The organism is Nocardiopsis nanhaiensis, assembly GCF_054778635.1.
Genome location: NZ_BAAGZJ010000031.1, coordinates 21,532 through 45,740, shown reverse-complemented (window position 1 = coordinate 45,740; position 24,209 = coordinate 21,532). Strand labels below are relative to the sequence as shown.

22 protein-coding genes are annotated in these 24,209 nt (G+C 71.0%); 13 read left to right on the top strand and 9 right to left on the bottom strand.

Going from position 1 to position 24,209, the window contains the following annotated elements:
- Positions 1-69: 69 nt before the first annotated feature.
- Positions 70-1,359 carry a thymidine phosphorylase gene (locus tag ACYVD1_RS16610; RefSeq protein ID WP_460773206.1) on the top strand — a complete coding sequence of 430 codons (1,290 nt, stop codon included), beginning with the start codon at positions 70-72 and terminating at the stop codon, positions 1,357-1,359.
- A gap of 134 nt (positions 1,360-1,493) precedes the next feature.
- Here the strand turns inward: ACYVD1_RS16610 and ACYVD1_RS16605 are convergent, their stop codons facing one another.
- The 5 genes from ACYVD1_RS16605 to ACYVD1_RS16585 form a co-directional block, all read right to left on the bottom strand.
- Positions 1,494-2,060, bottom strand: coding sequence for a hypothetical protein (locus ACYVD1_RS16605; RefSeq protein WP_460773203.1), 567 nt, complete (start codon positions 2,058-2,060; stop codon positions 1,494-1,496).
- Positions 2,061-2,173: 113 nt separating this feature from the next.
- Positions 2,174-3,688 carry a tripartite tricarboxylate transporter permease gene (locus ACYVD1_RS16600; RefSeq protein WP_460773200.1) on the bottom strand — a complete coding sequence of 505 codons (1,515 nt, stop codon included), beginning with the start codon at positions 3,686-3,688 and terminating at the stop codon, positions 2,174-2,176.
- Positions 3,688-4,302, bottom strand: coding sequence for a tripartite tricarboxylate transporter TctB family protein (locus tag ACYVD1_RS16595; protein WP_460773197.1), 615 nt, complete (start codon positions 4,300-4,302; stop codon positions 3,688-3,690). The genes ACYVD1_RS16600 and ACYVD1_RS16595 overlap by 1 nt, the downstream gene beginning before the upstream one ends.
- Positions 4,299-5,282 carry a tripartite tricarboxylate transporter substrate binding protein gene (locus tag ACYVD1_RS16590; RefSeq protein ID WP_460773195.1) on the bottom strand — a complete coding sequence of 328 codons (984 nt, stop codon included), beginning with the start codon at positions 5,280-5,282 and terminating at the stop codon, positions 4,299-4,301. Before ACYVD1_RS16590 ends, ACYVD1_RS16595 begins: the two co-directional genes overlap by 4 nt.
- A 371-nt stretch (positions 5,283-5,653) precedes the next feature.
- The gene (locus ACYVD1_RS16585; RefSeq protein ID WP_460773192.1) at positions 5,654-6,124 is read right to left on the bottom strand and encodes a hypothetical protein; all 471 of its coding nucleotides are present in this window, start codon (positions 6,122-6,124) and stop codon (positions 5,654-5,656) included.
- Between the two features lie 151 nt (positions 6,125-6,275).
- Here ACYVD1_RS16585 and ACYVD1_RS16580 point away from each other — a divergent pair, with 151 nt between their 5' ends.
- The 5 genes from ACYVD1_RS16580 to ACYVD1_RS16560 are packed head-to-tail and all read left to right on the top strand — an operon-like array spanning position 6,276 to position 13,559.
- Positions 6,276-8,063 (top strand): acyclic terpene utilization AtuA family protein, encoded by a 1,788-nt coding sequence (locus ACYVD1_RS16580; RefSeq protein ID WP_460773190.1) that lies wholly within the window; start codon positions 6,276-6,278, stop codon positions 8,061-8,063.
- Positions 8,060-9,658 carry an acyl-CoA carboxylase subunit beta gene (locus ACYVD1_RS16575; RefSeq protein ID WP_460773188.1) on the top strand — a complete coding sequence of 533 codons (1,599 nt, stop codon included), beginning with the start codon at positions 8,060-8,062 and terminating at the stop codon, positions 9,656-9,658. The genes ACYVD1_RS16580 and ACYVD1_RS16575 overlap by 4 nt, the downstream gene beginning before the upstream one ends.
- 9 nt (positions 9,659-9,667) lie before the next feature.
- The gene (locus ACYVD1_RS16570; RefSeq protein ID WP_460773186.1) at positions 9,668-11,737 is read left to right on the top strand and encodes an ATP-binding protein; all 2,070 of its coding nucleotides are present in this window, start codon (positions 9,668-9,670) and stop codon (positions 11,735-11,737) included.
- Between the two features lie 8 nt (positions 11,738-11,745).
- Entirely contained in the window at positions 11,746-12,906 is a 1,161-nt protein-coding gene (locus ACYVD1_RS16565; protein WP_460773184.1) for an acyl-CoA dehydrogenase family protein, read from the top strand.
- Between the two features lie 35 nt (positions 12,907-12,941).
- On the top strand, positions 12,942-13,559 hold the full coding sequence (locus ACYVD1_RS16560; protein WP_460773181.1) for a TetR/AcrR family transcriptional regulator: 618 nt from the start codon (positions 12,942-12,944) through the stop codon (positions 13,557-13,559).
- A gap of 69 nt (positions 13,560-13,628) precedes the next feature.
- On the opposite strand, the gene ACYVD1_RS16555 is transcribed toward ACYVD1_RS16560, so the two are convergent.
- Positions 13,629-14,174 carry a hypothetical protein gene (locus ACYVD1_RS16555; protein WP_460773178.1) on the bottom strand — a complete coding sequence of 182 codons (546 nt, stop codon included), beginning with the start codon at positions 14,172-14,174 and terminating at the stop codon, positions 13,629-13,631.
- Between the two features lie 265 nt (positions 14,175-14,439).
- Between ACYVD1_RS16555 and ACYVD1_RS16550 the strand changes: the two genes are divergently transcribed.
- Complete coding sequence (locus tag ACYVD1_RS16550) at positions 14,440-15,015, top strand: hypothetical protein (RefSeq protein WP_460773174.1); 576 nt, start codon at positions 14,440-14,442, stop codon at positions 15,013-15,015.
- Between the two features lie 13 nt (positions 15,016-15,028).
- On the top strand, positions 15,029-15,250 hold the full coding sequence (locus tag ACYVD1_RS16545) for a hypothetical protein (RefSeq protein ID WP_460773172.1): 222 nt from the start codon (positions 15,029-15,031) through the stop codon (positions 15,248-15,250).
- A 4-nt stretch (positions 15,251-15,254) separates the two neighbouring features.
- Here the strand turns inward: ACYVD1_RS16545 and ACYVD1_RS16540 are convergent, their stop codons facing one another.
- Positions 15,255-16,535 carry an MFS transporter gene (locus ACYVD1_RS16540; protein ID WP_460773169.1) on the bottom strand — a complete coding sequence of 427 codons (1,281 nt, stop codon included), beginning with the start codon at positions 16,533-16,535 and terminating at the stop codon, positions 15,255-15,257.
- Positions 16,536-16,660: 125 nt separating this feature from the next.
- Here ACYVD1_RS16540 and ACYVD1_RS16535 point away from each other — a divergent pair, with 125 nt between their 5' ends.
- From ACYVD1_RS16535 to ACYVD1_RS16515, 5 genes are all read left to right on the top strand, one after another.
- Complete coding sequence (locus tag ACYVD1_RS16535; RefSeq protein WP_460773166.1) at positions 16,661-17,416, top strand: VOC family protein; 756 nt, start codon at positions 16,661-16,663, stop codon at positions 17,414-17,416.
- Positions 17,417-17,509: 93 nt separating this feature from the next.
- Positions 17,510-18,055 (top strand): hypothetical protein, encoded by a 546-nt coding sequence (locus ACYVD1_RS16530; RefSeq protein ID WP_460773163.1) that lies wholly within the window; start codon positions 17,510-17,512, stop codon positions 18,053-18,055.
- A 287-nt stretch (positions 18,056-18,342) separates the two neighbouring features.
- The gene (locus ACYVD1_RS16525) at positions 18,343-19,539 is read left to right on the top strand and encodes a DUF418 domain-containing protein (protein ID WP_460773157.1); all 1,197 of its coding nucleotides are present in this window, start codon (positions 18,343-18,345) and stop codon (positions 19,537-19,539) included.
- A 51-nt stretch (positions 19,540-19,590) separates the two neighbouring features.
- Positions 19,591-20,094: a PH domain-containing protein gene (locus ACYVD1_RS16520; protein WP_460773155.1), complete on the top strand. Its 504-nt coding sequence runs from the start codon at positions 19,591-19,593 to the stop codon at positions 20,092-20,094.
- Positions 20,091-21,629 carry a PH domain-containing protein gene (locus ACYVD1_RS16515; RefSeq protein WP_460773153.1) on the top strand — a complete coding sequence of 513 codons (1,539 nt, stop codon included), beginning with the start codon at positions 20,091-20,093 and terminating at the stop codon, positions 21,627-21,629. Before ACYVD1_RS16520 ends, ACYVD1_RS16515 begins: the two co-directional genes overlap by 4 nt.
- A 15-nt stretch (positions 21,630-21,644) precedes the next feature.
- Here the strand turns inward: ACYVD1_RS16515 and ACYVD1_RS16510 are convergent, their stop codons facing one another.
- Positions 21,645-22,223, bottom strand: a complete 579-nt coding sequence (locus ACYVD1_RS16510) for a PadR family transcriptional regulator (protein ID WP_460773149.1) — start codon at positions 22,221-22,223, stop codon at positions 21,645-21,647.
- Positions 22,223-24,196 (bottom strand): acyl-CoA dehydrogenase family protein, encoded by a 1,974-nt coding sequence (locus tag ACYVD1_RS16505; protein WP_460773147.1) that lies wholly within the window; start codon positions 24,194-24,196, stop codon positions 22,223-22,225. The genes ACYVD1_RS16510 and ACYVD1_RS16505 overlap by 1 nt, the downstream gene beginning before the upstream one ends.
- Between the last annotated feature and the right edge of the window lie 13 nt (positions 24,197-24,209).

The window sequence follows — 24,209 nt, the reverse complement described above, 5'->3', positions numbered from 1 at the left end:
GTCGCCGACCCACGGCGGCCGGGGAGACGTTTCTCCATCCACTTTTCCATCCAAGGAAAGGACAATGACATGGACGTCATCGAGATCATCCGGGCCAAGCGCGACGGGGGAGTGCTCACCCCGGAGCAGATCGACTGGGTGATCGGGGCCTACACCCGTGGGGAAGTGGCAGAAGAGCAGATGTCGGCTCTGGCGATGGCGGTCTTCCTGCGCGGTATGGACCGCGGGGAAGTGGGCCGGTGGACCGCGGCGATGCTGTCCTCGGGGGAGCGGCTGGACTTCTCCGACCTGGAGCGGCCCACGACCGACAAGCACTCCACCGGCGGGGTCGGCGACAAGATCACCCTGCCGCTCACACCCACGGTCGCCGCCTGCGGTGCCGCGGTGCCGCAGTTGTCCGGGCGCGGGCTGGGCCACACCGGCGGCACCCTGGACAAGCTGGAGTCGATCCCCGGGTGGCGGGCGTCGCTGTCCACCGACGAGATGCGCCGGGTGATCACCGAGACCGGCGGCGTGATCTGCGCGGCCGGGTCCGGCCTGGCCCCGGCCGACCGCAAGCTCTACGCGCTGCGCGACGTCACCGGCACCGTGGAGTCGATCCCGCTCATCGCCGGGTCGATCATGAGCAAGAAGCTCGCCGAGGGCACCGGATCGCTGGTGCTCGACGTCAAGGTGGGTTCGGGGGCGTTCATGAAGGACCGGGACTCCGCCCGGGAACTGGCCCGCACCATGGTGGACATCGGCAACGACTACGGGGTGCGCACGGTCGCGCTGCTCACGGACATGGCCACGCCCCTGGGCCGACAGGTGGGCAACGCACTGGAGGTCGCCGAAGCGGTCGAGGTGCTCTCCGGCGGCGGCCCGGCGGACGTCGTGGAGCTCACGGTGGCCCTGGCCCGGGAGATGCTGGCAGCGGCCGGGCTGACCCCCGGAGAGAACGGGGTGAAGGACCCGGCCGAGGCCCTCAAGGACGGCAGCGCCCTGGAGTCTTGGAAGGCGCTGATCCGGGCACAGGGCGGTGACCCGGACGCGCCGATGCCGGAGGCGGCCGAACGCCGCGTGGTGCTGGCCCCGTCGAGCGGGGTACTGACCAGGTTGGACGCCTACCAGGTCGGGCTGGCCGCCTGGCGATTGGGCGCGGGTCGGGCCCGCAAGGAGGACGCGGTGTCCTTCGGCGCCGGGGTGACCCTGCACGCCAAGCCGGGTGAGCCGGTCAAGACGGGCGAGCCCCTGTTCACACTGCACACGGACGAGCCGCAGCGCTTCGACCACGCCGCCGAGGCCTTGGAAGGGGCTTTCGACGTCGACGAATCCGGGGCCCCTGGTGGACGTTGGCTGGTCATCGACCGGATCGCCTGACCACCGGCGGCTCTGTACGGTCATCTGAGGCCCTGAGGGGCGTCCGAGTCGGGACGCGCCGCCCCGCCCTGGGAGCGCCTGAGGGCGCACCTCCCAGTGGCGTGGGTGCTCGCGGGCGAAAGAGCGCTAGGACTCTACTCCATCATGGGCGGCATCATCTGCTCGGCGCCCTCGGGAATCAGGAAGTACGCGACGGCGGCGGCGATCACGAACAGGACACCGACGATCGTCGCCGCGGTGCCCGTCCAGCGGGCCCAGGGACGGGTGCCGATGTTGGTCAGGGCGAGGGCCAGGGTCGAGAACAGAACGGTCAGCAGGGCCGCGGCGCCGCCCACCATGACCTGGGTCTCGATCTGGGCGACCTGCTCGGGGCCGATGGGCTGGCCGCCGACCAGGATCATGCTGGTGAGGATCTCCAGCAGCTGGCCGGAGAACACGGTCACGGCGAGCATGACCATGGCGACGATGCTCAGGGTCTCGGCGGAGAAGGCACCGCCTGCCTTGGGCTCTGCCGGAGCGGCCGCGAACTCCTCGAAGTTCAGCTCGGGTTCCCCCTCGACCGGGGCCTCGGAACCTTCGGCGGTCTCCGTGTTCTCGGCGGCCTCGGTAGCGACACCCGGCTCGAACTTCGGCTGGGCACCGCCCTCCTGCGATCTAGTGGTGGTCTCGGGACTGGTGTTGTCTTCTGGTGTGGTACTCACGCGGCCAACGTACCCCCGTGATGGAGTAAGCGGGACCTAAGAATCGCCTGATCAGCCCGGGGATGGCGACGGTTCCGTGGGGCCGGGCGCACCCGGCCCCACGGAACCGCTGTTCAGCTCCGGTCGGTGCTCGACTCGGGGGCGACGGTGCGGCGCTGTGCCCACCGTCGTCCCACGGCCACGAGCATGAGTACGGCGATCACGGCGATGATGCCGCTGGAGACCGGACGGGTGACGAACACGGAGAAGTCACCGCCCGAGATCAGCAGCGACTGGCGCAGCGAGACCTCGAGGATGCCGCCGAGGATGAAGGCCAGGACCAGCGGGCCCACCTCGTATCCGAACTTGCGCATGGCATATCCCACCAGCCCGAAGACCAGTACCACGACCATGTCGAAGACCCGGTTCTGGACCGTGTACACACCGATCAGCATCACGACCACGGCGACCGTGGACAGGATCGTGATGGGGATGCGCAAGACCTGCACGAAGGCGCCGATGAGCGCGGTGTTGAAGAGCAGGAGGAGCACGTTGCCCACGAACATCGAGGCGATGACACCCCAGAAGACGTCGGGCTGGTTGGTCATCAGGGTCGGCCCGGGGGTGATGCCCTGGATCAGCAGGGCGCCGTACAACAGGGCCAGGACGACGTTCGGCGGGATGCCCAGGGTGAGCAGCGGCACGAATGCAGTGGTGGAGCCGGCGTTGCTGGCCGCCTCGGGGCCCGCCACACCCTCGACCGCGCCCTTGCCGAAGCGCGAGGGGTCCTTGGCCCGCCGCTTCTCCAGTACGTACGACGCCATGGACGACACCACGCTGCCCCCGCCTGGAAGCAGCCCCAGGAGACTGCCGAGGACGGTGCCGCGGGCCAGGGCCCCGCGTGCCAGCCCGAAGTCGCTGCGGCTGGGGATGATCCGGCCGATCTTGTGCTTGATCCGGGTGCCGGTGGGGCTCTTGTCGATGTTGTAGAGCACCTCGCCCAGCCCGAACAGGCCCATCGCGATCGGGATGAAGTCCAGCCCGGCGAGCAGGCTCGTGGTGTCGAAGGTGAACCGGGGCTCCCCGGAGATCGGGTCCAGGCCCACGGCGGTGAGGAACAGGCCCAGGCCAGCGGCGACCAAGGCCCGGCCGATGGAGACGTTGCCCATGTAGGCCACGAGCAGGACCCCGGCCAGGGCGATCAGCGTGTACTCCGGCGGGCCGAAGCTCAGCGCCACCCCTGCGAGCAGGGGAGCGAGTATGACGAGGAAGACGGTCGCGGTCATCCCGCCCGCGAAGGAACCCAGTGCCGCGATGCCCAGGGCCGGACCGGCCCTTCCCTGCTGCGCCATCGGGTAACCGTCGAAGGTGGTCACCACCGAGGAGGCCTCGCCCGGGATGCGCAACAGGACCGAGGTGATGGTGCCGCCGTAGACCGACCCGTAGTAGATCCCGGCGAGCAGGATGATGGCGGTGGCCGGCTCCAGTACGTAGGTGAGCGGGAGGAGTAGGGCGATCGTCGCGGTCGGGCCAAGTCCGGGGAGTACCCCGATGAGGGTTCCGACGAGTACGCCGAGGGCGACGAACAGGAGGTTGGTCGGTTGCAGGGCCACCTGGAAGCCCTGCAGGACGCTGTCGAGGTGCTCCATCAGGGCGTTCCTTCCAGGAGGGCGATGAGCGGGTCCGCGGGCAGGGGGACGTCGAGGCCGTACGTCAGGCCGACGGTGAGCGCCGCGGTCACCACCAGCGCCGCCGGGACCGCGGTCACCCAGCGCATCCCGGCAAGGGCACGGAACCAGAGGACGAGGATCGCCAAGACCGGCAGGACCAGCCCGAGGACGGCGAACAGGCCGATGAAGCCCGCGATACTGGCCAGCGCCAGCAACAGGCGCCCCGGGTTGTGGCTGAACTTCTCCGGCGTGGGCTCGTCTCGGACGGGGGAGCGGATGGCGAAGGCGGCGAGCAGGATCAGCGCACCGGCGGCGAGCGGCCAGAAGCCCGGACCGGGCTCCTGCACGGTGCCCGGGTCCAACATGATGGACCCCGCCACCACGAGACCGCCGAACACGGCCCACACGGTGCGCTGCGGCCAGGCCGCCCAAGCGAGCGGGTGAGCGCGTTCGTCGGTCGCCTCCTCCGGACGGTCGGACTCTTGCGGGTCGGACACTTTGGTCTCGGGCGGGGGTCCGTCCTCCCGGACACCCGGTTCCTGGTCGCTGAGTTCCCGGGAGACGGCCCCGTCACCCTTGTGCGTTCCGCTCACGACTCCTCCTCGGCGATCAGCTCGAGGAAGCTCTCGTGCATCTTGTCCATGGTTCGTCGGCTCAGTTCCGAAGAGGTGGGGTGGTCGTTGGAGACGTAGTCCTCGCCCACTGCCTCCGACAGCTGTGGGGACTCCGCGCAGTCGCGGGTGTGCCCCTCTAGGAGTTCCACGAGGTCGTCGGGGGTGTCGGCAGGCAGGAGCGGGAACCAGTAGGAGTCGGAGAGCGGGAGCCCGTCGTACCCCAGCTCGTCGAACGTGGGTGCGTCCGGGATGTGCGGCATGCGCTCGCTGCCGGCGGAGACCGACACCTGTAGACCGCTCCCCTCCAGCTGTTCCATGACCTCGAGGGAGCTCTCGGTGAAGACCGCGTCGACGTCCCCGGCCCGGAGGGCGTTGATCGCGGGCGCTGAGCCCTCATAGGGGACCGCGCGTACCGGGGCGCCCATCACGTCCCGGAACAGGTTCAGCGTCTGGTGCGGCGCGCTCAGTGCGCCGGGGGTGGAGACGACGAGGGCCTCGTCCCGGTCCAGGAAACCGGGCCCGACCTCTTCGTGCAGGCCGGGTGGGGTGATGAGGACCGAAGGTGCCATGGAGACCTCGTTCAGAGGGGTGAAGTCGTCCTTGTCGTAGCCCACGGTCGAGACCCGCAGGGGTACGACCACGGGGCCGCTCGTGGTCACCATCGCCATGGTGTGGCCGTCGGCGTCGGCACTGAGCAGGTCGTTGAGGGCGATCGCCTGGCTTCCGCCCGGTTTGTTCTCCACCACGACCTCGCGGTCGAGGGCTTGGCTGAGGCACTGGGCGAAGACCCGGGCGATGGTGTCGGTGCCCCCGCCCGGGGCGAATCCCACGAGCATGGTGATGGGGCGTTCGGGGTAGTCCGCCGCGTCAACGGTGCTCTCGTCTCCGCCGCAGGCGGCCGCGGTCAGGGACAGAGCGGCCGCGGCCGCCAAGGCGGTCAGGGCCGGTCGTCGTGTCATCGGTGCGCCTTTCCTGATGACTGGTGTGCGGGGTCGCGCCCACCCGCGGGTAGGCGCGTGGCATGGACCTTGGAGCGGGGTCCATCGGCAGACCGGAGACGCCCCCTTCCTGGGCGTCGTTGTCCGGGAAGGGCTCCGGAGGAGCAGTAACCTACCGGTGTTAGGTTTATGTGATTCTAAGCACGTGTTCAGTTACGGGGCAAGAGTGGACATCCGCCTCAGGAGCACCACCGAATTCATTGAGCACCGGGGCTCGGGGCCAGGTATCCCCCATGGCCGCACCTTCGGAGTTCGAGGTGTGGTTCCGGGGCAAAGAAATCGGCCCCGCCTTCGGGCGGGGCCGCTGTGGAGTCGGGTCGGTCTGCGTCCGGTCAGGGCGCGGACAGCACCACGTACGACAGCACGGTGACGATCACGAGGAGAACGCCGACCAGTACCGTCGCCGCGGCCAGGTGGCGGGCCCACGGGCGGGTGCTCTCACCGGTCCGGACCAGGGCGATAGCCCCGCACACCACAGCCAGGGCGGAGAACAGGCCGGCTCCGGTCAACTGCCCCTGGACCTGGGTGTTGAGGGTGCCTTCGGCGCCGATCAGGGTCTGCTGGTTGAAAATCCCGATCAGCTGGGTGGACAGCACCGTCGTAGCCAGAAGCAGGAGCCCGGCGATGCTGAAGGTCTCGGGCCCGAAGAGCCCCGAGGGGTGTGGGGCAGGGCGTCCGGAGAGGAAGGCATCGCTCGCCGCGTTGTCTACCCCGGGGGCCTGAGGACTCTCCGTGCTGCCGGGGGTCTCGGTGGCGGGGGAAGGGTCAGGGGTGGGTGCGGTGTCGTCTGAGGAGGTACTCACCCGCGTCAAAATACCGCCCGCTTTTCCCGAATCCGCAGTCTGTAACGGGTTGATTGCGGCCGGTTCCGGCCACGTCGCCCTGAAGGGTCCATGAGGGAAAAACAATCACCAGCGCTTGTTTTTTCCTGTGTCCGGTGTCACTCTCGTTGCCATGACCGCTACACCAGCCCCTTCACTGTGGGTCGGCAACGCCTCCGGCTTCTACGGAGACCGGTTCTCCGCCGTCCACGAGATGCTCACCGAAGGCTCCTTGGACGTCCTCACCGGCGACTACCTGGCCGAACTCACCATGGCCATCCTCGGCCGGGACCAGCTGGCCGATCCGGACAAGGGCTACGCGAAGACCTTCCTGCGCCAGATGCGCGAGTGCCTGAGCCTCATCGTGGAACGCCGTGTCCGGGTGGTCACCAACGCGGGCGGCCTCAACCCACGGGGACTGGCCGACAGACTCACCGATCTGGCGGAGAGCCTCGGCTTCGAGCCCCGCATCGCCTGTGTCTCCGGCGACGACCTCCTCGACCGCGCCGAGGAGCTCGCCCTCGGCACCCCCCTGACCGCCAACGCCTACCTGGGCGCCTTCGGTATCGCCCGGTGCCTGGACGCCGGGGCCGACATCGTCGTCACCGGTCGCGTCACCGACGCCTCCCTCGTGGTGGGCCCCGCCATCGCCCAGTTCGGCTGGACCCGCGACGACGTCGACGCCCTCGCCGGTGCGACCGTCGCCGGGCACGTCATCGAGTGCGGCACCCAGGCGACCGGCGGCAACTACGCGCTGGTGGACGACCTCGCGGGACGCCGCCTGGACCACCCGGGCTTCCCCGTCGCCGAGATCGACTCCGACGGCTCCTCGGTCATCACCAAGCACAACCGTGCAGACGGGGCGGTCACCGTCGGCACCGTCACCGCCCAGCTCGTCTACGAGATCGCGGGCGCCCGCTACCCGGGCCCCGACGTCACCACCAGGCTGGACACCGTCCAGCTCAGCCAGGAGTCGCGGGACCGGGTGCGGATCAGCGGGGTGACCGGCGAGGACCCGCCACCGGAACTCAAGGTCGGCCTGACCGGGATCACCGGCTTCCGCAACGAGGTCGAGTTCCTCATCACCGGCCTGGACGCCCGAGCCAAGGCACGGATGGCCGAACGCCAGCTGCGTGCCTCCCTCGCCCACAGGAAGCCCGGCGACCTGAGCTTCGAGTTCGTCCCCGCCCTGGACCCCCACGGGGCAACCCAGGACGAGGCCACCGCCCGGCTGCGCGTAATCGCCCGCGACCACGACCCCGCCGTCATCGGGCGCCGTTTCGGCGCCGCCGCTGTCGAACTCGCCCTGGGCAGCTACGCCGGGTTCCACATCACCGCGCCACCGCGCGACGCCCGCCCCGACGGGGTCGCCGTCACCCACGCGCTCGTGCCCGCCACCGAAGTCGACCACGTGGTCACCACGCCTGACGGTGACCGCGAGAGCGTCCCCCACGGTGCGCGCAGCAGGGAGCTGGCACCGGTCGCTGAACCGCCGCTGCCCGAACCTCTGCCGTCCGAACCCACCCGGCTCGCACCCCTCGGCCTGGTCCTGGGTGCCCGCAGCGGTGACAAGGGCGCCGACGCCAACGTGGGCGTCTGGGCGACCTCGGACGAGGGATGGCGGTGGCTGGCCCACGAACTGACGGTCGAGGTACTGCGCGAACTCCTCCCGGAGACCGCCGACCTCGCGGTCACCCGCCACCTGCTGCCCAACCTGCGCGCCGCCAACTTCTGGGTCGAGGGGATGCTCGCGCCCGGAACGCCCCGCCGCGAGGGCCTGGACCCCCAGGCCAAGGGCGTGGGTGAGTGGCTGCGCGCCCGCCGGGCCCGGATCCCCGAGTCCCTGCTGCCCCACAACCCCCCTAACCCGGAGCGCGAGAACCTGCTGCCCGAGACCCCGTTGCCCGAGGAGGGCCCGTGAGCGTCCTGACCTCCAGACTCGACACCCGGGGCCCGGCCTACGCCGAGGCCCGGGACACCATGCTGGCCAAACTGGCCGAACTCGACACCGAACACGCCAAGGCGCTGGCCGGAGGCGGCGACCGCTACGTCGAACGGCACCGGGACCGAGGAGGCCTGCTGGCCCGGGAGCGCATCGAGCTCCTGCTGGACGAGGGCAGCCCCTTCCTCGAACTCTCCCCCCTCGCCGCGTGGGGCAGCGACTTCCACGTGGGCGCGAGCGTCGTCACCGGCGTGGGCGTGGTCTCGGGGGTGGAGTGCGTGATCGTCGCCAACGACCCCACTGTGCGCGGCGGCTCCAGCAACCCGTGGAGTCTGAAGAAGTCCGCCCGCGCCGGAGAGGTCGCCGAGCGGAACCGGATGCCGATGATCAGCCTGGTGGAGTCGGGCGGCGCCGACCTGCCCACCCAGAAGGAGATCTTCATCCCGGGCGGTGGCACCTTCCGCCACCTCACCCAGCTGTCGGCCGCCGGGATCCCCACCATCGCCCTGGTCTTCGGAAACTCCACGGCCGGTGGCGCCTACGTCCCCGGGATGAGCGACCACGTGGTCATGGTCCGGGACCGGTCCAAGGTCTTCCTCGGCGGCCCGCCACTGGTCAAGGCCGCAACCGGGGAGGAGAGCGACGACGAGTCCCTGGGCGGCGCACGCATGCACGCCGAGGTGTCCGGACTCGCCGACCACTTGGCCGAGGACGAGCACGACGCCCTGCGCATCGGCCGCCGCATCGTCGCCCGCCTCAACCACACCAAGGGCGGGCCGTCTCCCCAGGGGACGGTACGCGGCCCCCTCCTGCCGACCGAGGAGCTCCTCGGGATCATGCCACCCGACCTCAAGGTCCCGGTGGACCCGCGCGAGGTCATCGCGCGCGTGGTCGACGGCTCGGAATTCGACGAGTTCAAGCCGTCCTACGGCCCCGGCCTGGTCACCGGATGGGCCACCCTGCACGGCTATCAGGTCGGCATCCTGGCCAACGACAACGGCGTTCTGTTCAGCGCCGAGTCGCAGAAGGCCGCCCAGTTCATCCAGCTCGCCAACCGGTCCGACACCCCGCTGGTCTTCCTGCACAACACCACCGGCTACATGGTCGGCGCCGAATACGAGCAGGGCGGCATCATCAAACACGGCTCGATGATGATCAACGCCGTCTCCAACAGCACCGTGCCCCACTTCTCCGTGCTCATCGGCGCCTCCTACGGGGCCGGGCACTACGGCATGTGCGGCCGCGCCTACGATCCCCGCTTCCTCTTCTCCTGGCCGAGCGCCCGGTCCGCCGTCATGGGCCCCAAACAGCTCGCCGAGGTCATCTCGATCGTCTCGCGCGCCTCTGCGGCCAAGAAGGGCCAGCCCTACGACGACGACCAGGACGCCGCCATGCGCGAACTGGTCGAGAACCAGATCGAGGCCGAGTCCCTCCCGATGTTCCTGTCCGGCAGGGTCTACGACGACGGTGTCATCGACCCCCGCGACACCCGCACCGTCCTCGGGCTGTGCCTGTCCTTCGCCAGCAACGCACCCGTACGCGGCACCGACCGCTTCGGCGTCTTCCGAATGTGAGGGAGGATCGTGACCCACACAGCCCCCACCGAGCCCACCCGCCCCATCACCACGCTGCTGGTCGCCAACCGCGGCGAGATCGCCCGCCGGATCATCCGCACCTGCCGGACCCTGGGCGTGGCCACCGCCGCCGTACACGCGCCCGGCGAAGAGGACGCCGCCCACGTCCGTGAGGCCGACACCGCCGTGTGCTTGGCCGTGCCCGAGGGTCGCGGCCCCGTTGACGCCTACCTCGACCCGGACGCCCTCGTCGCCGCCGCCCGCACGGCCGGTGCCGACGCCGTCCACCCCGGCTACGGCTTCCTGTCGGAGAACGCCGCCTTCGCACGAGCGGTCGCCGACGCCGGACTGACCTGGGTGGGACCCGCCGCCGAGGCGGTCGAACAGATGGGCTCCAAGACCCTCGCCAAGAAGGTGGCACGCGACGCCGGGGTCCCCGTCGCCGACGCCCTCGAACCCGGGGACGTGCGCCCCGAACACCTACCGGTCCTGGTCAAGGCCGTGTCCGGGGGTGGTGGGCGCGGCATGCGCGTGGTCGGAGACCTCGCCGACCTCGCCGCCGAGGCCGAGGCCGCCCGTACCGAGGCAGCCTCCGCCTTCGGCGATCCCGCGGTGTTCTGCGAGCCCTACGTGGAACGCGGCCGCCATGTGGAGGTCCAGGTCCTCGCAGACCACCACGGCACCGTCTGGGCGCTCGGCGAACGCGACTGCTCGGCGCAGCGCCGCCACCAGAAGGTCCTGGAGGAGGCCCCCGTGCCCGGCCTGCCCGAGGAAGTTCGGGAGCGGCTGCACCAAGCCGCCCGGGACCTGGCCTCGGCGATCGGCTACACGGGCGCCGGAACCGCTGAGTTCCTGGTCCCCGTCGGTGACCCCGGCTTCGGCCAGCCCGTCTTCCTGGAGATGAACACCCGGCTCCAGGTGGAACACCCCGTCACCGAGTGCGTCACCGGGCTGGACCTGGTGGAGTGGCAGCTGCGCGTCGCCGAAGGCGAGCCCCTGCCCGAGGGAGGCCCGCCGGAGCCGCGCGGCCACGCGGTCGAGGCCCGCCTGTACGCCGAGGACCCGGCCGAGGGCTGGCGGCCCCGGACCGGTGTCCTGCGGGCCTTCGACGTCCCCGCCGCCGACACCAGCTTCACGCCGCTGACCGGGCCCGGGGTGCGCCTTGACCACGGGGTCGAGGCCGGCGACGCCGTCGGTACCGACTTCGACCCCATGCTGGCCAAAGTCATCGCCTACGGCCGCGACCGACGCGACGCCCTGCGCCGCTTGGCCGCGGCCCTGGCCGGAGCCCGCCTACACGGGGTCGGAACCAACCGAGACCTGCTCGTCCGCGCCCTGCGCCACCCGGACTTCGCCCGAGCACACGGCCAGCCTGAGCGGCTCCACACCGGGTTCCTCACCGGTGACCGCCTCACCGAGCTGGCCCGGCCGCTCGCCGATCCGGCCACCGAAGAACTGGCCGCGCTCGCCGCATCCCTGGCCTCGTTCGAGGCGGCCAGAACCGGCGGCACGGTCCCGGACGGGATCCCCGCGGGCTGGCGCAACCTGCCCTCCGGCCCGCACGAACGGCGCCACACCACCGAGGGCGGGCGCGAGTTCACCTCGGCCTTCCGGTCGGTGCGCGGCGCCCACCTCCCCGATAGGGAGGGGGTTCGAGTCCTGGACGCCGGCCCCGACCACGTCGTCTTGGAAGCGGACGGGCTGCGCCGCGCCTTCGACGTCCACATCGGCGCCGCCGTGTACGTCGACTCGCCGCTCGGATCGGTCACCCTGACCCCCGTGGACCCGCTCCCGGCCCCCGAGGCGAAGGTCGACCCCGGCGCGCTGCCCGCACCCATGCCCGGCACCGTCACCGCAGTGGACGTCGCCGTCGGCGCGCGGGTGCGCGAGGGGCAGACCCTGCTGCGCATGGAAGCGATGAAGATGGAGCACCGAGTCACCGCGCCCGCCGCCGGAGCCGTCCGGGAGCTCCCCGTCGCGGCGGGGCAGCGGGTGCCCTCGGGGGCGTCCCTGGCCGTACTCGACTACGCCGAACCCGACGACGAACCCACTCCCCACAGCGAAGGGTCTGAACAGTGACCGGTGCGATGACCTTCAACGAACCCTCCGAACGCATCGAGCTGCGGGCCGCGGTCTCCGGTTTCGCTGCCTCCTACGGATCCGACTACTACAGGGCCAGAGCCAAGGAGGGGTCCTACCTCACCGACCTGTGGCGCGAAGCGGGCAAACTCGGCTACCTGGGCGTCAACATCCCCGAGGAGTACGGCGGCGGGGGCGGCGGCATCGGCGACCTGGGCGCCGTCTTGGAGGAGCTCAGCGCCGCCGGGTGCCCCACTCTGATGATGGTGGTCTCCCCGGCGATCTGCGGAACCGTGCTGTCCCGGTTCGGCACCCCGGAACAGCGCCTGCGCTGGCTGCCCGGCCTGGCCTCCGGCGAGTCGATCATGGCCTTCGCCATCACCGAGCCCGACGCCGGTTCCAACGCCCACCGCATCACCACTACCGCGCGCCGCGAGGGTGACGGCTGGGTCCTCAACGGCCGCAAGACCTTCATCTCCGGAGTGGACGTGGCGGACGCCGTCCTCGTGGTCGGCCGGATCCAGGACGAGGACACCGGACGCCTCTCCGCCGCTCTGTTCGCGGTGCCCACCGATGCCCCCGGGTTCGAGGCCCGCCAGATCGAGATGGACATCGTCAGCCCGGACCACCAGTTCCAGCTGTTCATGGACGACGTCCGCCTGCCCGCCGGTGCCCTGGTCGGGGACCCCGACGCCGGGCTCCTCCAGCTCTTCGCCGGACTCAACCCCGAACGCATCATGGCCGCGTCCCTGGCCAGCGGCAGCGCCCGGCACGCCCTGGACAAGGCGGTCGCCTACGCTAAGGAGCGCGTGGTGTGGCGGGACAGCCCCATCGGCTCCCACCAAGGTCTGGCCCACCCCTTGGCCCAGGTCAAGATCGAGATGGAGCAGGCCCGCCTGATGACCCAGCACGCGGCGCTCCGCTACGATTCCGGCGACGACGCGGGCGCCGGAGAGGCGGCCAACATGGCCAAGTACGCCGCGGCGGAGGCGTGTGTGCGATCGGTCGACCAGGCCGTGCAGACCCTCGGCGGCAACGGCCTGGCCAGCGAGTACGGTCTGGGGGCGGCGATCGCTGCCTCCCGCCTGGCCCGTATCGCTCCGGTGAGCCGGGAGATGGTCCTCAACTACGTGGCGCAACAGTCCCTCGGCCTGCCCAAGTCGTACTGACCACGGCGGGTGACACAGGGGAGAAGGGGCGCGTAGTGGAGACGGCATCCGACCGAGAGCCGAGACAGGAGCGCAGCCGGGCCACCCGGGCCCGGTTGCTGGACGCTGCGGTGGGCTGCCTGTCCGAACACGGGGTGGCCGGGGCCACGGTCGGTGCGGTGGCCAAGCGTGCCGGGGTGTCCCGGGGCGCCGCACAACACCATTTCCCCACCCGTGAGGATCTGCTGCTGGCGGCGCTGCGGCACATAGTGGACAGCCGCGGCGCTGACCTGCGCCGCCGCGCGGAGGCGGTCCCCGAAGGCCCCGGCCGGACCGAAGCCGTGGTGCAGATGGTGGTGGACGCCTTCAACGGGACCGGGTTCAACGCCGCGCTCCAGCTGTGGGCCGGGGCAGCCAGCGACCCCGCCCTGCGCGATCGGGTCATCCCACTGGAGGAACAGGTGGGGCGGGAGGTGCACCGCGCGGCCGTGGAACTCCTGGGGGCGGACGAGTCTGCCCCCGGAAACCGCGAGGCGGTCCAGGCCACCCTCGACCTCGCCCGGGGCTTGGGCCTGGCCAACCTGCTCACCGATGACGGCCCCCGCCGACGCCGCATCGTCCGCCAGTGGGCCGCGATGCTCGACCACACCCTGGGATCGGCCCCCGACCGATAGCGGTCCAGGTGGTCGGCCGCGGTCGTGGCGGGAGAGCCGATGTCCGTCGTGGCGGGGGAGCCGCGCGGCTCAGCGTGCCGCCGCGGTACGGCGGCCGTAGTCGGTGGCCAGGGCGATGAGCAGCGGCCCCCAGAAGATCATCGGCAGGTACCAGCGCAGGACCGAGAAGTCCGGTGGTGCGAGCTCGTCGGGGGCGGGCGGCCCGAGGACGGGTTCGAAGGTGAACAGGTTCCCGAAAGTGACGTTCCACAGCGCGTATAGCGTCAGCGCGACGATGATCCAACCGCCCGTGTGCGCGGTCGCGGCCGCCAGGCGGTGGTGGACGGGGCGGCCGCCGAGGAGGGGGACCCACCTCGGCAGGGCCAGGCCCCACGAACGGACCAGTCCTAGGGAGAGCAGCCCCAGGACCATCGACAGCGCGCTGAGTAACACGAGATACCAGCCGTCGTTCAGGAACGCGTGCGGACCACCCGGCTCCTCCTCGAAGACCGCCCACAAGCGCCAGATGGCGGAGGGCAGGATGGTCAAAGGAATGGCCCAGGCGCTCCAGACGGCCCAGCGGGGCGGCGGCGGAACGGTCGAGCGGGTGCCGAATCCGGACGTGGTGGGGGTCATCGCGGTCTCCTTCGGGACGGACGGGTCGATGCCTCCAGCCTGTTCCGCGACGGCTCGGGCCGGATCCCTCCCCAGAGGGGTTCGCGTCCCCTACCCGGGGGAGCCGTGCGGTGCGGGCATCAGGCCATGTGGCTACCGGTCCACGGTTATCTACTCACTGGTATCCGCCTACCGAGTCGGTTCTGGGGAGGATTATCATCGAAAAGGCCGGGCACAGCCCCGGTCCCAACAGTTCTTCCACAACAGGTTCTACGGACAAGGCGGTGTGTCGGTGGGTGCGGATTCGGGCAGGGACCTCCCCGGCCTGGCCAAACGGGTGGTGGACGCGTTCGCGGAGAGCGCCACGCGGCGCAGGGACCGCGACGCCCTCATGGACACCGCCTTCGCGAGGCTCTTCGAGTTCTACCAGGCGACGACCCCGGCCGAACGGAACTCCCCGGCGGGGCAGAACCTCAAGGCCACCCTCGCCGAACTCCTGGTGAGCGGCAGCAACCCGGACCGGATCAGCCTGTACGTGGTGCGCAGCCAGACCGCCGCCGACAACGGCCAGCACGAGGGGTACCGCCCCGCCTGCTGGCGGCGCTCCATGTTGCAGATCCTGGGCGACGAGTTCGTGTCTTGGCCGCAGTTCATGCGCCCGGTAGACTTGGAAGCCGTCCCGCGCATCGACGACTCCTTGGAGATCGTCGCGGAGAACGCCAGCCCCGTCAGCGGCGAGGAGGTGCCCGCCTGGGTGCCCGAGTCACACTGGTGGTGGTGGGAACCGGCCCGTCTGCGCGGTGAGGACGCCCCCGCGCACACGCGCGCTGACAGCGGCGACATGGACGCCGTCCCCGAATGATCGGGGCACGACCGTGAACGGGGCCGCTGCCCGCCGCCCGCTCCTGAACGCCGCCGGACCGGCGGCGGTCGCCGCGGTGCTCACCCTGCTCATCCGTGCCCTGTTCATCGGCAACACCTGGGGTGAGGCCGCGGTGTACGCGGGCCTGTTCGGGCTGTTCTTCTTCGTCTGCGCCTACGCGGCCCTGCGCTGGGCCCGGTGGACCGGACGGTCCACCGGTGCGGGCGCCCCGTAGGGCGTCAGGAGACGCCCCGGATCCTCCAGACGACGATCGCGCCGCACAGGGAGACCAGTCCGCACACCGTGTACAGCACCGGGTAGCCGCCCAGGTGGACCACGATCGGTCCGGCCAGGGCCGGGGCGATCACCTGCGGGCCCGAACTGGCGATGTTGACGATCCCCAGGTCCTTGGCGCGCCCCTCGGCGGTCGGCAGTACCTCGGTGACCAGGGCGTTGTCCACGGACAGGAAGACGCCGAACCCCACCCCCAGCACCACCGCGCAGGCCACGGCGGCGGGCCAGGTGGGGTAGAGGGCCACCATGAACGCGGGCAGGCCCATCACCACCCCGGCGAAGGCGACCATGCCGCGCCGCTTCCCGAGCCGGTCAGAGACCATGCCCGCGACGACGGTGGTGGCCACGACCGCTGCCGTGTACACGAGGATCAGCGTGAGCAGCCCGTCCGCGGCCGAGGAACCGGGGAAGAGCTCCTCGTAGCCCACCTCGTCACGCAGGAAGTAGAGCAGGTACAGGATGAACATGGCGTTCCCGGTACCGATGAGGAAGCGGGTGAGGAAGGCCCAGGCGAAGTCGGGGTGGCGTCGGGGCGAGACCCACAGGCCCCGCACGAACTCGCCCCACGGAGGCCGGTCCTCGCGGTGCAGCGGCGGGTCCGGGGAGAGCAGTGCGAAGGGGAGGACGCAGGCGATGGTGAGGACCCCGAGCAGCGTGTAGCCGGGTGCGATCTCGGTGACGACGACGGTGACCAGGACGACCGCCGCCACCACCCCGGCCGACTGGGGGATGCCGATCCAGCCCGAGACGGCCCCGCGCTGGCTGCGGGGCACGTGGTCGGGGACGGCGGCGAGCAGGGTGGCGTTCAGGCAGGCCAGCGCGGTCTGCACGAACGACCAGCCTAGGAGGACGCCCGGAACGCTCGCCTGGGTGCCGAGGACGGCCAGCCCGGTTCCACCGAGTACCGCCCCGACCAGGACCCAGGGCCGACGGCGGCCCAGCGGCCCGGTGGTGCGGTCGGACAGCGCACCGGCCAGCGGGGTGGCGACCATGGCCATGGCGGCGCCGACCCCGGTGACCCAGGCCAGCACGGTCTCTTTGTCGGCGGGTGCGACGTGCTCGACCTGCTCGGGGAGCAGGACCTGGAGCGGCCCGAAGAAGGCCATCCACATGCCGAGGTTGGCCAGGCTGATACCGGCCACCCACAGGGCGCGGACGTTGCGTGTGGGTTCGGCGAGGGCGTGGGGGAGCGGGTTGCGCGGCCGCGGCGCCGGGGGTGTGCGCACAGGGTGACCTACCTAACATGAGACGGGTTCATGTTAAGTCAGCAGAGTGGGCGGGGGAAGGCTCGGAAGGGTTCGGAGGGCGGTTCCACGTACAGCTAGTCAACTTTGATTAGTAAGGTGGGCGAATGAACGAGACAGGGACAGTCCGAGCCAACGAGACCACGGTGCCGCTGTTGCACACCCACGACGCCCAGGCCACGCTCGACTTCTACCGGGCACTCGGTTTCGGGGTCGTCTGGAAACAGCTCAAGCCGTACGTATACCTGGCTTTCGAATGGAGCGGCTTCGAGCTGCACTACGGGTCCGCACCCAGAGGGCTGGACCCCACTGAGGAGTACACCGGCGGAGCCCTGGTCATGGTCGACGCGGTCGCGCCCTACCACGCGGCCTTCTCGGCGGCCATGCGCTCCGCCCACGGCAGGGTCCTGGCCCGCGGGCTGCCGCGGATCACCCGGTACCGGCCCGGTGCCACCCGCTTCACACTGATGGACCCGTCCGGGAACTCCATCATCTTCATCCAGCGCGACGAGCCCGAAGGGCTCGACTACGGAGGCTCCCCGGAGCTGGAAGGCCTGGCCAAGGTCCTGGACCAGGTCCGGATCTACCGGGAGTTCAAGAACGACGACCGGGCCGCGTACCGCCGGGCCAAGTCGGCTCTCAAGCGGCACCCCGACGCACCGGCAGTGGACCGCGCCCTGGTCCACGCCGTCCTGGTGGAACTCTCGGTGGCCCTTGACTTGCCCGAGGAGGCCGAACAGTGGCGCTCGGACCTGGAGGGCATCGCGCTGTCCGAGAAGGAGCGCCAGCGGGTGGAGGGCGAACTGGACCGCGCACTCGAACTGAGTGAGTGGCGCGGTGACGCCTCCGAGCCGGAGACGTAGAGAACGCACCGCCTGATGGCCCGCAGTGGCCACAACTGGGCACCACAGCTCCCCGTCCCATGGGTGAAGGAGCGGCGACTATGGGAGGCGGATGTGGACCGCAGGCGCGTGATCTGGCTTGGTGCGGCGGTGGTGCTGCTGGCCGTGGGCGCCGCCGCATGGGGAGCGGATGCGAGCGACGGCGTCTACTACCGGCTGCGCGCGGTGCCGTTCGTGCTGGTGCCGCTGGCCTGGACCGTCGCGGCGGTGCTGATCCTCTTCCCGGTGGCCCGGACGGCGCGGGGCCACCGGAGGGCGTGGCTCGTCTGCGGCGGCCTCCTCCTGGGACTGGCCCTGCTGCTGTGGCCCTACACGGCTTTCCATTACCTCGATCAGGACCGTCACGTCGAGCGGGAGCGGGCCGAGATCGGCGGTTACGTCCTGGTACTGGAGCAGCGGTTCATCGCCGGGGCGTCGGTCCCGGAATGCGGGCTGTACCTGCGCCAGGACGGCGGCCCCCTCAGCCGCGAGACAGCGGTCACGCCCTCGGTCCAGGGGAGCTGTTCCGAGCCGAGGGCCTCCGAGGACGGGGCGGGGTTCGAGCTGGTCACCCGTGAGGGCGAGACGGTCGGCGAGGTGGGCCCCGCCGACCACTTCTGACCCCCGGGGCGGCCCCGGATCCGACACGGCAACGACAGGTAGCTCCCTACCGTTCACTGGCGAACCGACGACAGGTTCCCTGGGCCCTGAGGCCGTGGGGCCGTGGGGCACAGTCGCGCCCGCGGTATTGACCATTTGTGCTATCTTTTGACCATGCAGTCAAATGAGCCGCTCCGCGATCCCGCTTCCTACCTCCAGCAGGCAGCGACCGAGCCTTCCGTCCGGGCCGACGGGCTGATCGCGCCCCTCGCGGCCCTCCCGGGCGTTCCCGCGGGGAGGGGTCACCCATGACCGTGCACCGCGGCCTGGCCGACGCGCCCTCGGCGCCGCGTCGCATGCTCGCCCCGGACCTGGCGCGGGGCGCGATGCTGCTGCTGATCGTGCTCGCGCACGCTCCGCTCTACCTGGTCAGCGTTGGGACCGGAGCGTTCGGTCTTCCCGCGAGCGGGTCGGTGCTCGACCAGACGGTCCGTATCGTCGGCCTCCTGACCGTCGACAACCGCGCCTACCCGATGTTCGCCGCCCTGTTCGGCTACGGGATGGTCATGGTCATCACCCGGCAACGGGCGACGGACGGGGACGACTCGCGCGCGCGTCACCTGCTACGGCGCCGCGGCTGGTGGCTGCTCGTGTTCGGCTTCGGCCACGCGCTCCTTGTGACCCCGGTCGACATCCTCGGCGCTTACGGCCTGGCGACGCTGCTGGTGGGCTGGTTGTTCTTCCGCCGGGAGCGGGCCCTGCTGATCGGCGCCGCCGTGCTGTCCGTGTGGTTCGTCTTCGCCGTCACCGCCACGAGCTTCTTCGAGCATCTCCCCGCGCAGGGGGCGGACACGGCGGTCGACACGTTCGCGCTCGGGGCGATGGGCTATGCGCCGACCGACATCGTCGAACGCATGGTGGTCTGGGTTGTCGCGGTGGTCAGCAACAACGCCGTCTTCCCGATCGTGATCGCGATGCTGCTCGGGGGATGGGCGGCCAAGCGCCGGGTGCTGGAGGACCCCGCACACCACCGCCGAACGCTGCGCTTGGTCGCGGTCACCGGGCTCCTGGTGGCACTGGTCGGGGCGGTGCCGAAGGTCCTGGTCGACGTGGGGCAGTTGCCCGCCGACGCCGCCTGGCTCGCGCAGAGCCTGCACGTCATGAGCGGGCTGTTCGGCGGGCTCGCCTACACGGCTGTGTTCGGCCTCCTCGGCGCACGGCTGCAGAACCGACAGAACCGGCTGGTCGGACTGTTGGCCGCCACCGGTCGGAGGTCACTTACCTGCTACCTGCTCCAGTCGACCCTGCTGGTCGTCATGCTGTCGCAAACGTTCCTGGGCATCGGCGGGAGTGTCAACAGTGCCGGTGCGGCACTGGTCGCGGTGCTGGCGTGGCTGGGCGGTGTCACCGCGGCCGCCCTGCTGGAGCGCGCGCATCGGCCGGGCCCAGCCGACGCGTTGCTGCGACGGCTGGTCTACCGACAGGCGAAGCCGGCCAGGCCATGACCGAACCGGCCGAGCAGTGTGCACAAGAAGCGACCGAGGGGAGGGCTTTGGATGCGTGAGGCAAGGAGTGGGCCCCGGCTTCGCCCGCCGAACAACCAGTACGACCGCAGCGTGGTGCGCTGGTGGCGCACCCGGCTGGCGCTCGCCACCGCCGGCACCGCCGTCCCGCTGGTGGTTCTCGCTCTGCTCATCACCCCCGCCCGGCCGTGGCTGCTCGCCCCGGCCGCGGTCGTCGGCGCCGTCGGCCTGGCCGCCGCCGTCGCGCTGCCGATCTGGTGGCACCGGGTGCACAGGTGGGAGGTCACCGACAGCGCCGTCTACACCCGGACCGGATACTTCTGGCAGAACTGGCGGATCGCGCCGATGTCCCGCATCCAGACGGTCGACACCACGCGCGGGCCGGTGCAGCGGTTCTTCGGCCTCTCCACCGTCAAGGTCACCACCGCCTCCGCCGCCGGCGCGATCGCCATCGCCGGTCTGGAACGGCAGCTGGCAGAACAGGTCGCCCACGACCTCACCCTCACCACCGACGCCACCCCCGGGGACGCCACATGAGCAAGAACGACGCCACCCCCGAGGCTGCGTGGACCCCGCTGGACCGCGGCACCCGCAAAGTCACCGCGCTACTACTCCTCGGCGCCTCCGTGCTGGCGGGTGTCCCGACCACGATCGGGCTCACCCCCTGGCTGTCGTTCGGCGTCACCATGATGTGGGTGCTGTCCGGCGCCGGCCTGCTGATCGCCGGAGGGGTGGTCGCTGACCACCTGCGCTGGCGCAAGACGCGGTACCGCGTTCTGGCCGACAGCGTCGAGCTGCGCAAGGGCATCCTGTTCGTCAGCCGCCGCCGGCTCGCTCGCGACCGGATCCGGGCCGTCGACCTCAGCGCGCACGTGGTGCTGCGCGTGTTCGGGCTCGTCCGGCTGACCCTTGGCACGGGAGAGCAGGGCGGCGGTGGATCGAGCACGCACAGCATCGTGCTCGATCCGATCCCGCGCCGGGTCGGTGAGCACCTGCGCGCGGTTCTCCTGGGCCACGAGGGCGCAGACGAGGAACACCGCGCTGAGCGCCTGGGCACGTGGCGGCCCGCGTGGACCGGGTACGCGTCGCTGTCGGTCGTGACCCCGCTGTTGGCGGGCGCGATCGTCGGTGGGGCGTTCCAGGTCTCCGACTGGCTCGGGCGGGGCGCCCTGCCCGTGGAGGTCGCGCACGATCGCGTCACCGAGTACGGGTTGTGGACCGTTCTCCTGGTTGCCCTGCCGGTACTCATCCTCGCGGCGGCGCTGCTGGCCATGGGATTCTACGTCGAGTCCTGGTGGAGGTACCGGTTGGAGCGGGAGCCGGGAGGGACGCTGCGGGTCAAGCGCGGACTGCTCACCAGCCGGTCCCTGAGCCTGGAGGAGGGCCGGGTCCGGGGTGTGGACGTGATCGAGCCGCTCGGCGTGCGGATGGCCGGCGCGGCCCGTGTCCAGGTGGTCGCGACCGGCCTGAGCGCTGAGGCGGATCCGGCGTCGGAGGACTCCGTGCTGCTGCCGGCCGCACCGCGGGCCCTCGCCGTTCGCGTCGCGGAGCGGATCACCGGCCAGTCACCCGGCATCGGCCTGACCGCGCACCCGACCGCCGCCCGCACGCGGCGCTTGCGGTGGGCGCTGTCGGTCACTCTGGGGCTTGCCCTCGGCTGGGCCGCCGTCGCGCACCTGGCCGCATGGGCGGCGCCGTGGACCGCCGCCACCGGGACGGCGGTGGCGGTCATCGGCGCGGCACTGGTCGTGCGCGCCGTGGATTCGGCCCGGAACCTGGGACACGCCCTGACCGACCGGCACCTGTTGGCGCGCAGGGGGAGCATCCGCCGCTCCACCGTACTGCTCCGACGGCGCGGGATCATCGGCTGGCGCATCCGACAGTCCGTCTTCCAACGTCGCGCGGGTCTGGCGACGCTGGTGGCGGTCACCGCCGCCGGGCGCGGGCACTATCCGGTGATCGACGCCGACGAGCGGGAGGTCGTCGCTTTCGCCGACGCCGCCGTGCCGGACCTGCTGAGCCGGTTCCGTCCCCACGACCGCCCGGAGGGGGACGCCCTGACGGCCGGGTGAGAGCTGGAGCGGTAGCTAGACGGGGGGACGCTCGTCGGCGAATGTGTAGGCGCCGCCCTCGATCCGGCTGATCAGGCCGCGGGTCCACTCCGCCGCGGAGACGGCCGAGTGCACCCAGAACCCCATGATCTCGCCGATGTTGCCTTCCACCTCGGGGTCGGCGGTCCCGGGGTCGTGGTACTCCAGCACGCTCGCACGCCAGCTCTCGAGCCCGGTCAGGCGCTCACGAAGCAGCTCCAGGACCTCCGGCCGGGGCAGGTCCAGCATCATCCCGAGCCCGGCGGAGAGCGTGTCCACCCGCGCGTCGTGGGAGGAGGACAGCGCGCTCCGCAGGAGCGAGCGGTACTCCGCCTCGCCGCTCTCGGTCAGCTCGTACTCGGTGCGGGGCGGCCCGCCGACGGTGGACGGCGCCACCTCGTGCGCCGTCAGCAGGCCGCGGCCGGCCATCTGCTTCAGAGCGTGGTAGATCGACCCCGGCTTGGCGGTGGACCACTCGTGCGCGCCCCACGACTCCAGATCGCTGCGGACCTGGTAGCCGTGGGCACGGCCGTGCCCGCGGACCGCCCCGAGCACCAGCAGCCGGATGGCCGACATCAGTCTCCTTGGCGCTTGTGCTCGGCACCCAGGGCGATGGGCGCTGCCAGCCACTCGTCGCGCAGCCCGAAGGCGTCCACCAACTGCACCGCGTAGGGGCGCAGCCCCCGGCAGAGCTCGTTCACGGTCTGGGTGACCGCCTTGGCGCGGGACGTGGACAGGCGCTCGTGCTCCAGGAACCAGGCCCGGTCCTCCTCGATCACCGACATCACGTACAGGTCGCACAGGCGGTTGAGCAGCTTGGCCGTGGACTTGTCGCCGCAGCGGTCGATGCCCGCTACGAACGCCTCCAGGACGACCCGGTCCATGTGCGCGCGGCCCGCCGCGAGGACGTGGTCCTGGGCCCGGTTGAACACGTCGAAGGCGTCGCTGCCGTCCTTCCTGGCGCGGCGCAGACGCCCGGCCAGGCCTTCGATGATGTGCTTCTCGCGGTCCTCCAGCAGCTCCAGCTGCCAGCCGCGGTTGTACAGGCTGGCCTCCTCGCCCCGGCCCGGGGCGGCGGCGACCAGCCGGTCGATGAGCGGGATCGCGGCGGTGCGCTCGATGACGGTCTCGAACACCTTGCCCGCCATGAACTTGGCCAGGCCGAGATGGTCGAGGTCGCCGAAGGAGTCCGTGAAGTTGGTGAGCAGACCCTTGGTGAGCTGCTGCAGCAGGACCGTGTTGTCGCCCTCGAACGTGGTGAAGATGTCCGAGTCCGCCTTGAGCTGCGGGATCCGGTTCTCCGCCAGGTACCCGGCGCCGCCGCATGCCTCGCGGCAGGTCTGGATGGTCTCGGTGGCATGCCAGGTGGCGACCGCCTTGAGCCCGGCCGCGCGGGACTCCAGCTCGCGCTGCGCGTGCTCGTCGCGCTCGCTGGACTTGGACAGCTCGTGCAGCCGGGTGACCAGCTCTTCCTGGGCGAAGTGCAGACCGTAGGTGCGGGCCAGCGCGGGCAGCAGCTTGCGCTGGTGGGCCAGGTAGTCGAGGATCCGCACGTCCTGCTCCGGCTGCCCCTCCCCGGCCGGCCGGGTGAACTGCCGACGGGTGTCACCGTAGCGGACCGCGATGGTCAGCGCGGCCTTGGTGGCGCTGCCCGCACCGCCCGCCACGCTGATCCGGCCGCGGATGAGCGTGCCCAGCATGGTGAAGAAGCGCCGGTTGGGGCTGTCGATGGGGCTGGAGTAGGTGCCGTCGGCGGCCACGTCGCCGTACCGGTTGAGCAGGTTGACGCGCGGTACCCGCACGTCGTCGAACCACAGGCGCCCGTTGTCGACCCCGTTGAGCCCCGCCTTGGGGCCGCAGTCCTCGATGGTCACCCCGGGCACCGGCTTGCCCTTGCGGTCCCGGATCGGCACCATCAGCGCGTGCACGCCGTGCTCGTTGAATCCGCCGTCGCCGTCGGGGGTGCGCAGCTGGGCGAAGACCACCGCCATGCGCCCGTCGCGCGCGGCGTTGCCGATGTAGTCCTTCCGGGCGGACTCCTCCGGGGTCCGGACCACGAACTCTTCCGAAGCCGGGTCGTAGGTGGCGGTGGTGCGCAGGCGCTGCACGTCCGACCCGCGCCCGGTCTCAGTCATCGCGAAGCAGCCGGGCAGGGCGACGGACATGACGTCGGGCAGGTACTTCTTGTGGTGCTCCTCGGTGCCCAGGGCGTTGATGGCCCCGCCGAACAGGCCGAACTGCACACCCATCTTCACCATGAGGGACATGTCCGCGACGAGCATCTCGAAGGCCACCATGGAGGCGCCGACGTCGTTGGTGCCGCCCACGGACTCCGGGAAGCCGTAGGCGGGAACACCGGTCTCGGCCAGGGCCATGAGCTGCTTGAGGGTGCGGGCGCGGTGCTCCTCCACGGAGAGGCCGTACACCGGGGCGTAGGTCTCACCGTGGATGACGTCGCGGGCGCGCTCGCGCACGTTGGCCCACCGCCCGTCCAGCAGGCCCCGGAGTTCGGCCTCGTCCAGCTTCAGCAGTGCGGGCTGTTCGCTCATGTACTCCCCCTGT

Excerpts from the sequence above, each read along its gene's own strand:
- ACYVD1_RS16610 (WP_460773206.1), top strand. The coding sequence starts at position 70 with ATGGACGTCATCGAGATCATCCGGGCCAAGCGCGACGGGGGAGTGCTC.
- ACYVD1_RS16535 (WP_460773166.1), top strand. The coding sequence starts at position 16,661 with ATGAACGAGACAGGGACAGTCCGAGCCAACGAGACCACGGTGCCGCTG.
- ACYVD1_RS16515 (WP_460773153.1), top strand. The coding sequence starts at position 20,091 with ATGAGCAAGAACGACGCCACCCCCGAGGCTGCGTGGACCCCGCTGGAC.
- ACYVD1_RS16600 (WP_460773200.1), bottom strand. The coding sequence starts at position 3,688 with ATGGAGCACCTCGACAGCGTCCTGCAGGGCTTCCAGGTGGCCCTGCAA.
- ACYVD1_RS16565 (WP_460773184.1), top strand. The coding sequence starts at position 11,746 with ATGACCTTCAACGAACCCTCCGAACGCATCGAGCTGCGGGCCGCGGTC.
- ACYVD1_RS16580 (WP_460773190.1), top strand. The coding sequence starts at position 6,276 with ATGACCGCTACACCAGCCCCTTCACTGTGGGTCGGCAACGCCTCCGGC.
- ACYVD1_RS16555 (WP_460773178.1), bottom strand. The coding sequence starts at position 14,174 with ATGACCCCCACCACGTCCGGATTCGGCACCCGCTCGACCGTTCCGCCG.
- ACYVD1_RS16525 (WP_460773157.1), top strand. The coding sequence starts at position 18,343 with ATGACCGTGCACCGCGGCCTGGCCGACGCGCCCTCGGCGCCGCGTCGC.
- ACYVD1_RS16505 (WP_460773147.1), bottom strand. The coding sequence starts at position 24,196 with ATGAGCGAACAGCCCGCACTGCTGAAGCTGGACGAGGCCGAACTCCGG.
- ACYVD1_RS16590 (WP_460773195.1), bottom strand. The coding sequence starts at position 5,282 with ATGACACGACGACCGGCCCTGACCGCCTTGGCGGCCGCGGCCGCTCTG.
- ACYVD1_RS16510 (WP_460773149.1), bottom strand. The coding sequence starts at position 22,223 with ATGTCGGCCATCCGGCTGCTGGTGCTCGGGGCGGTCCGCGGGCACGGC.
- ACYVD1_RS16520 (WP_460773155.1), top strand. The coding sequence starts at position 19,591 with ATGCGTGAGGCAAGGAGTGGGCCCCGGCTTCGCCCGCCGAACAACCAG.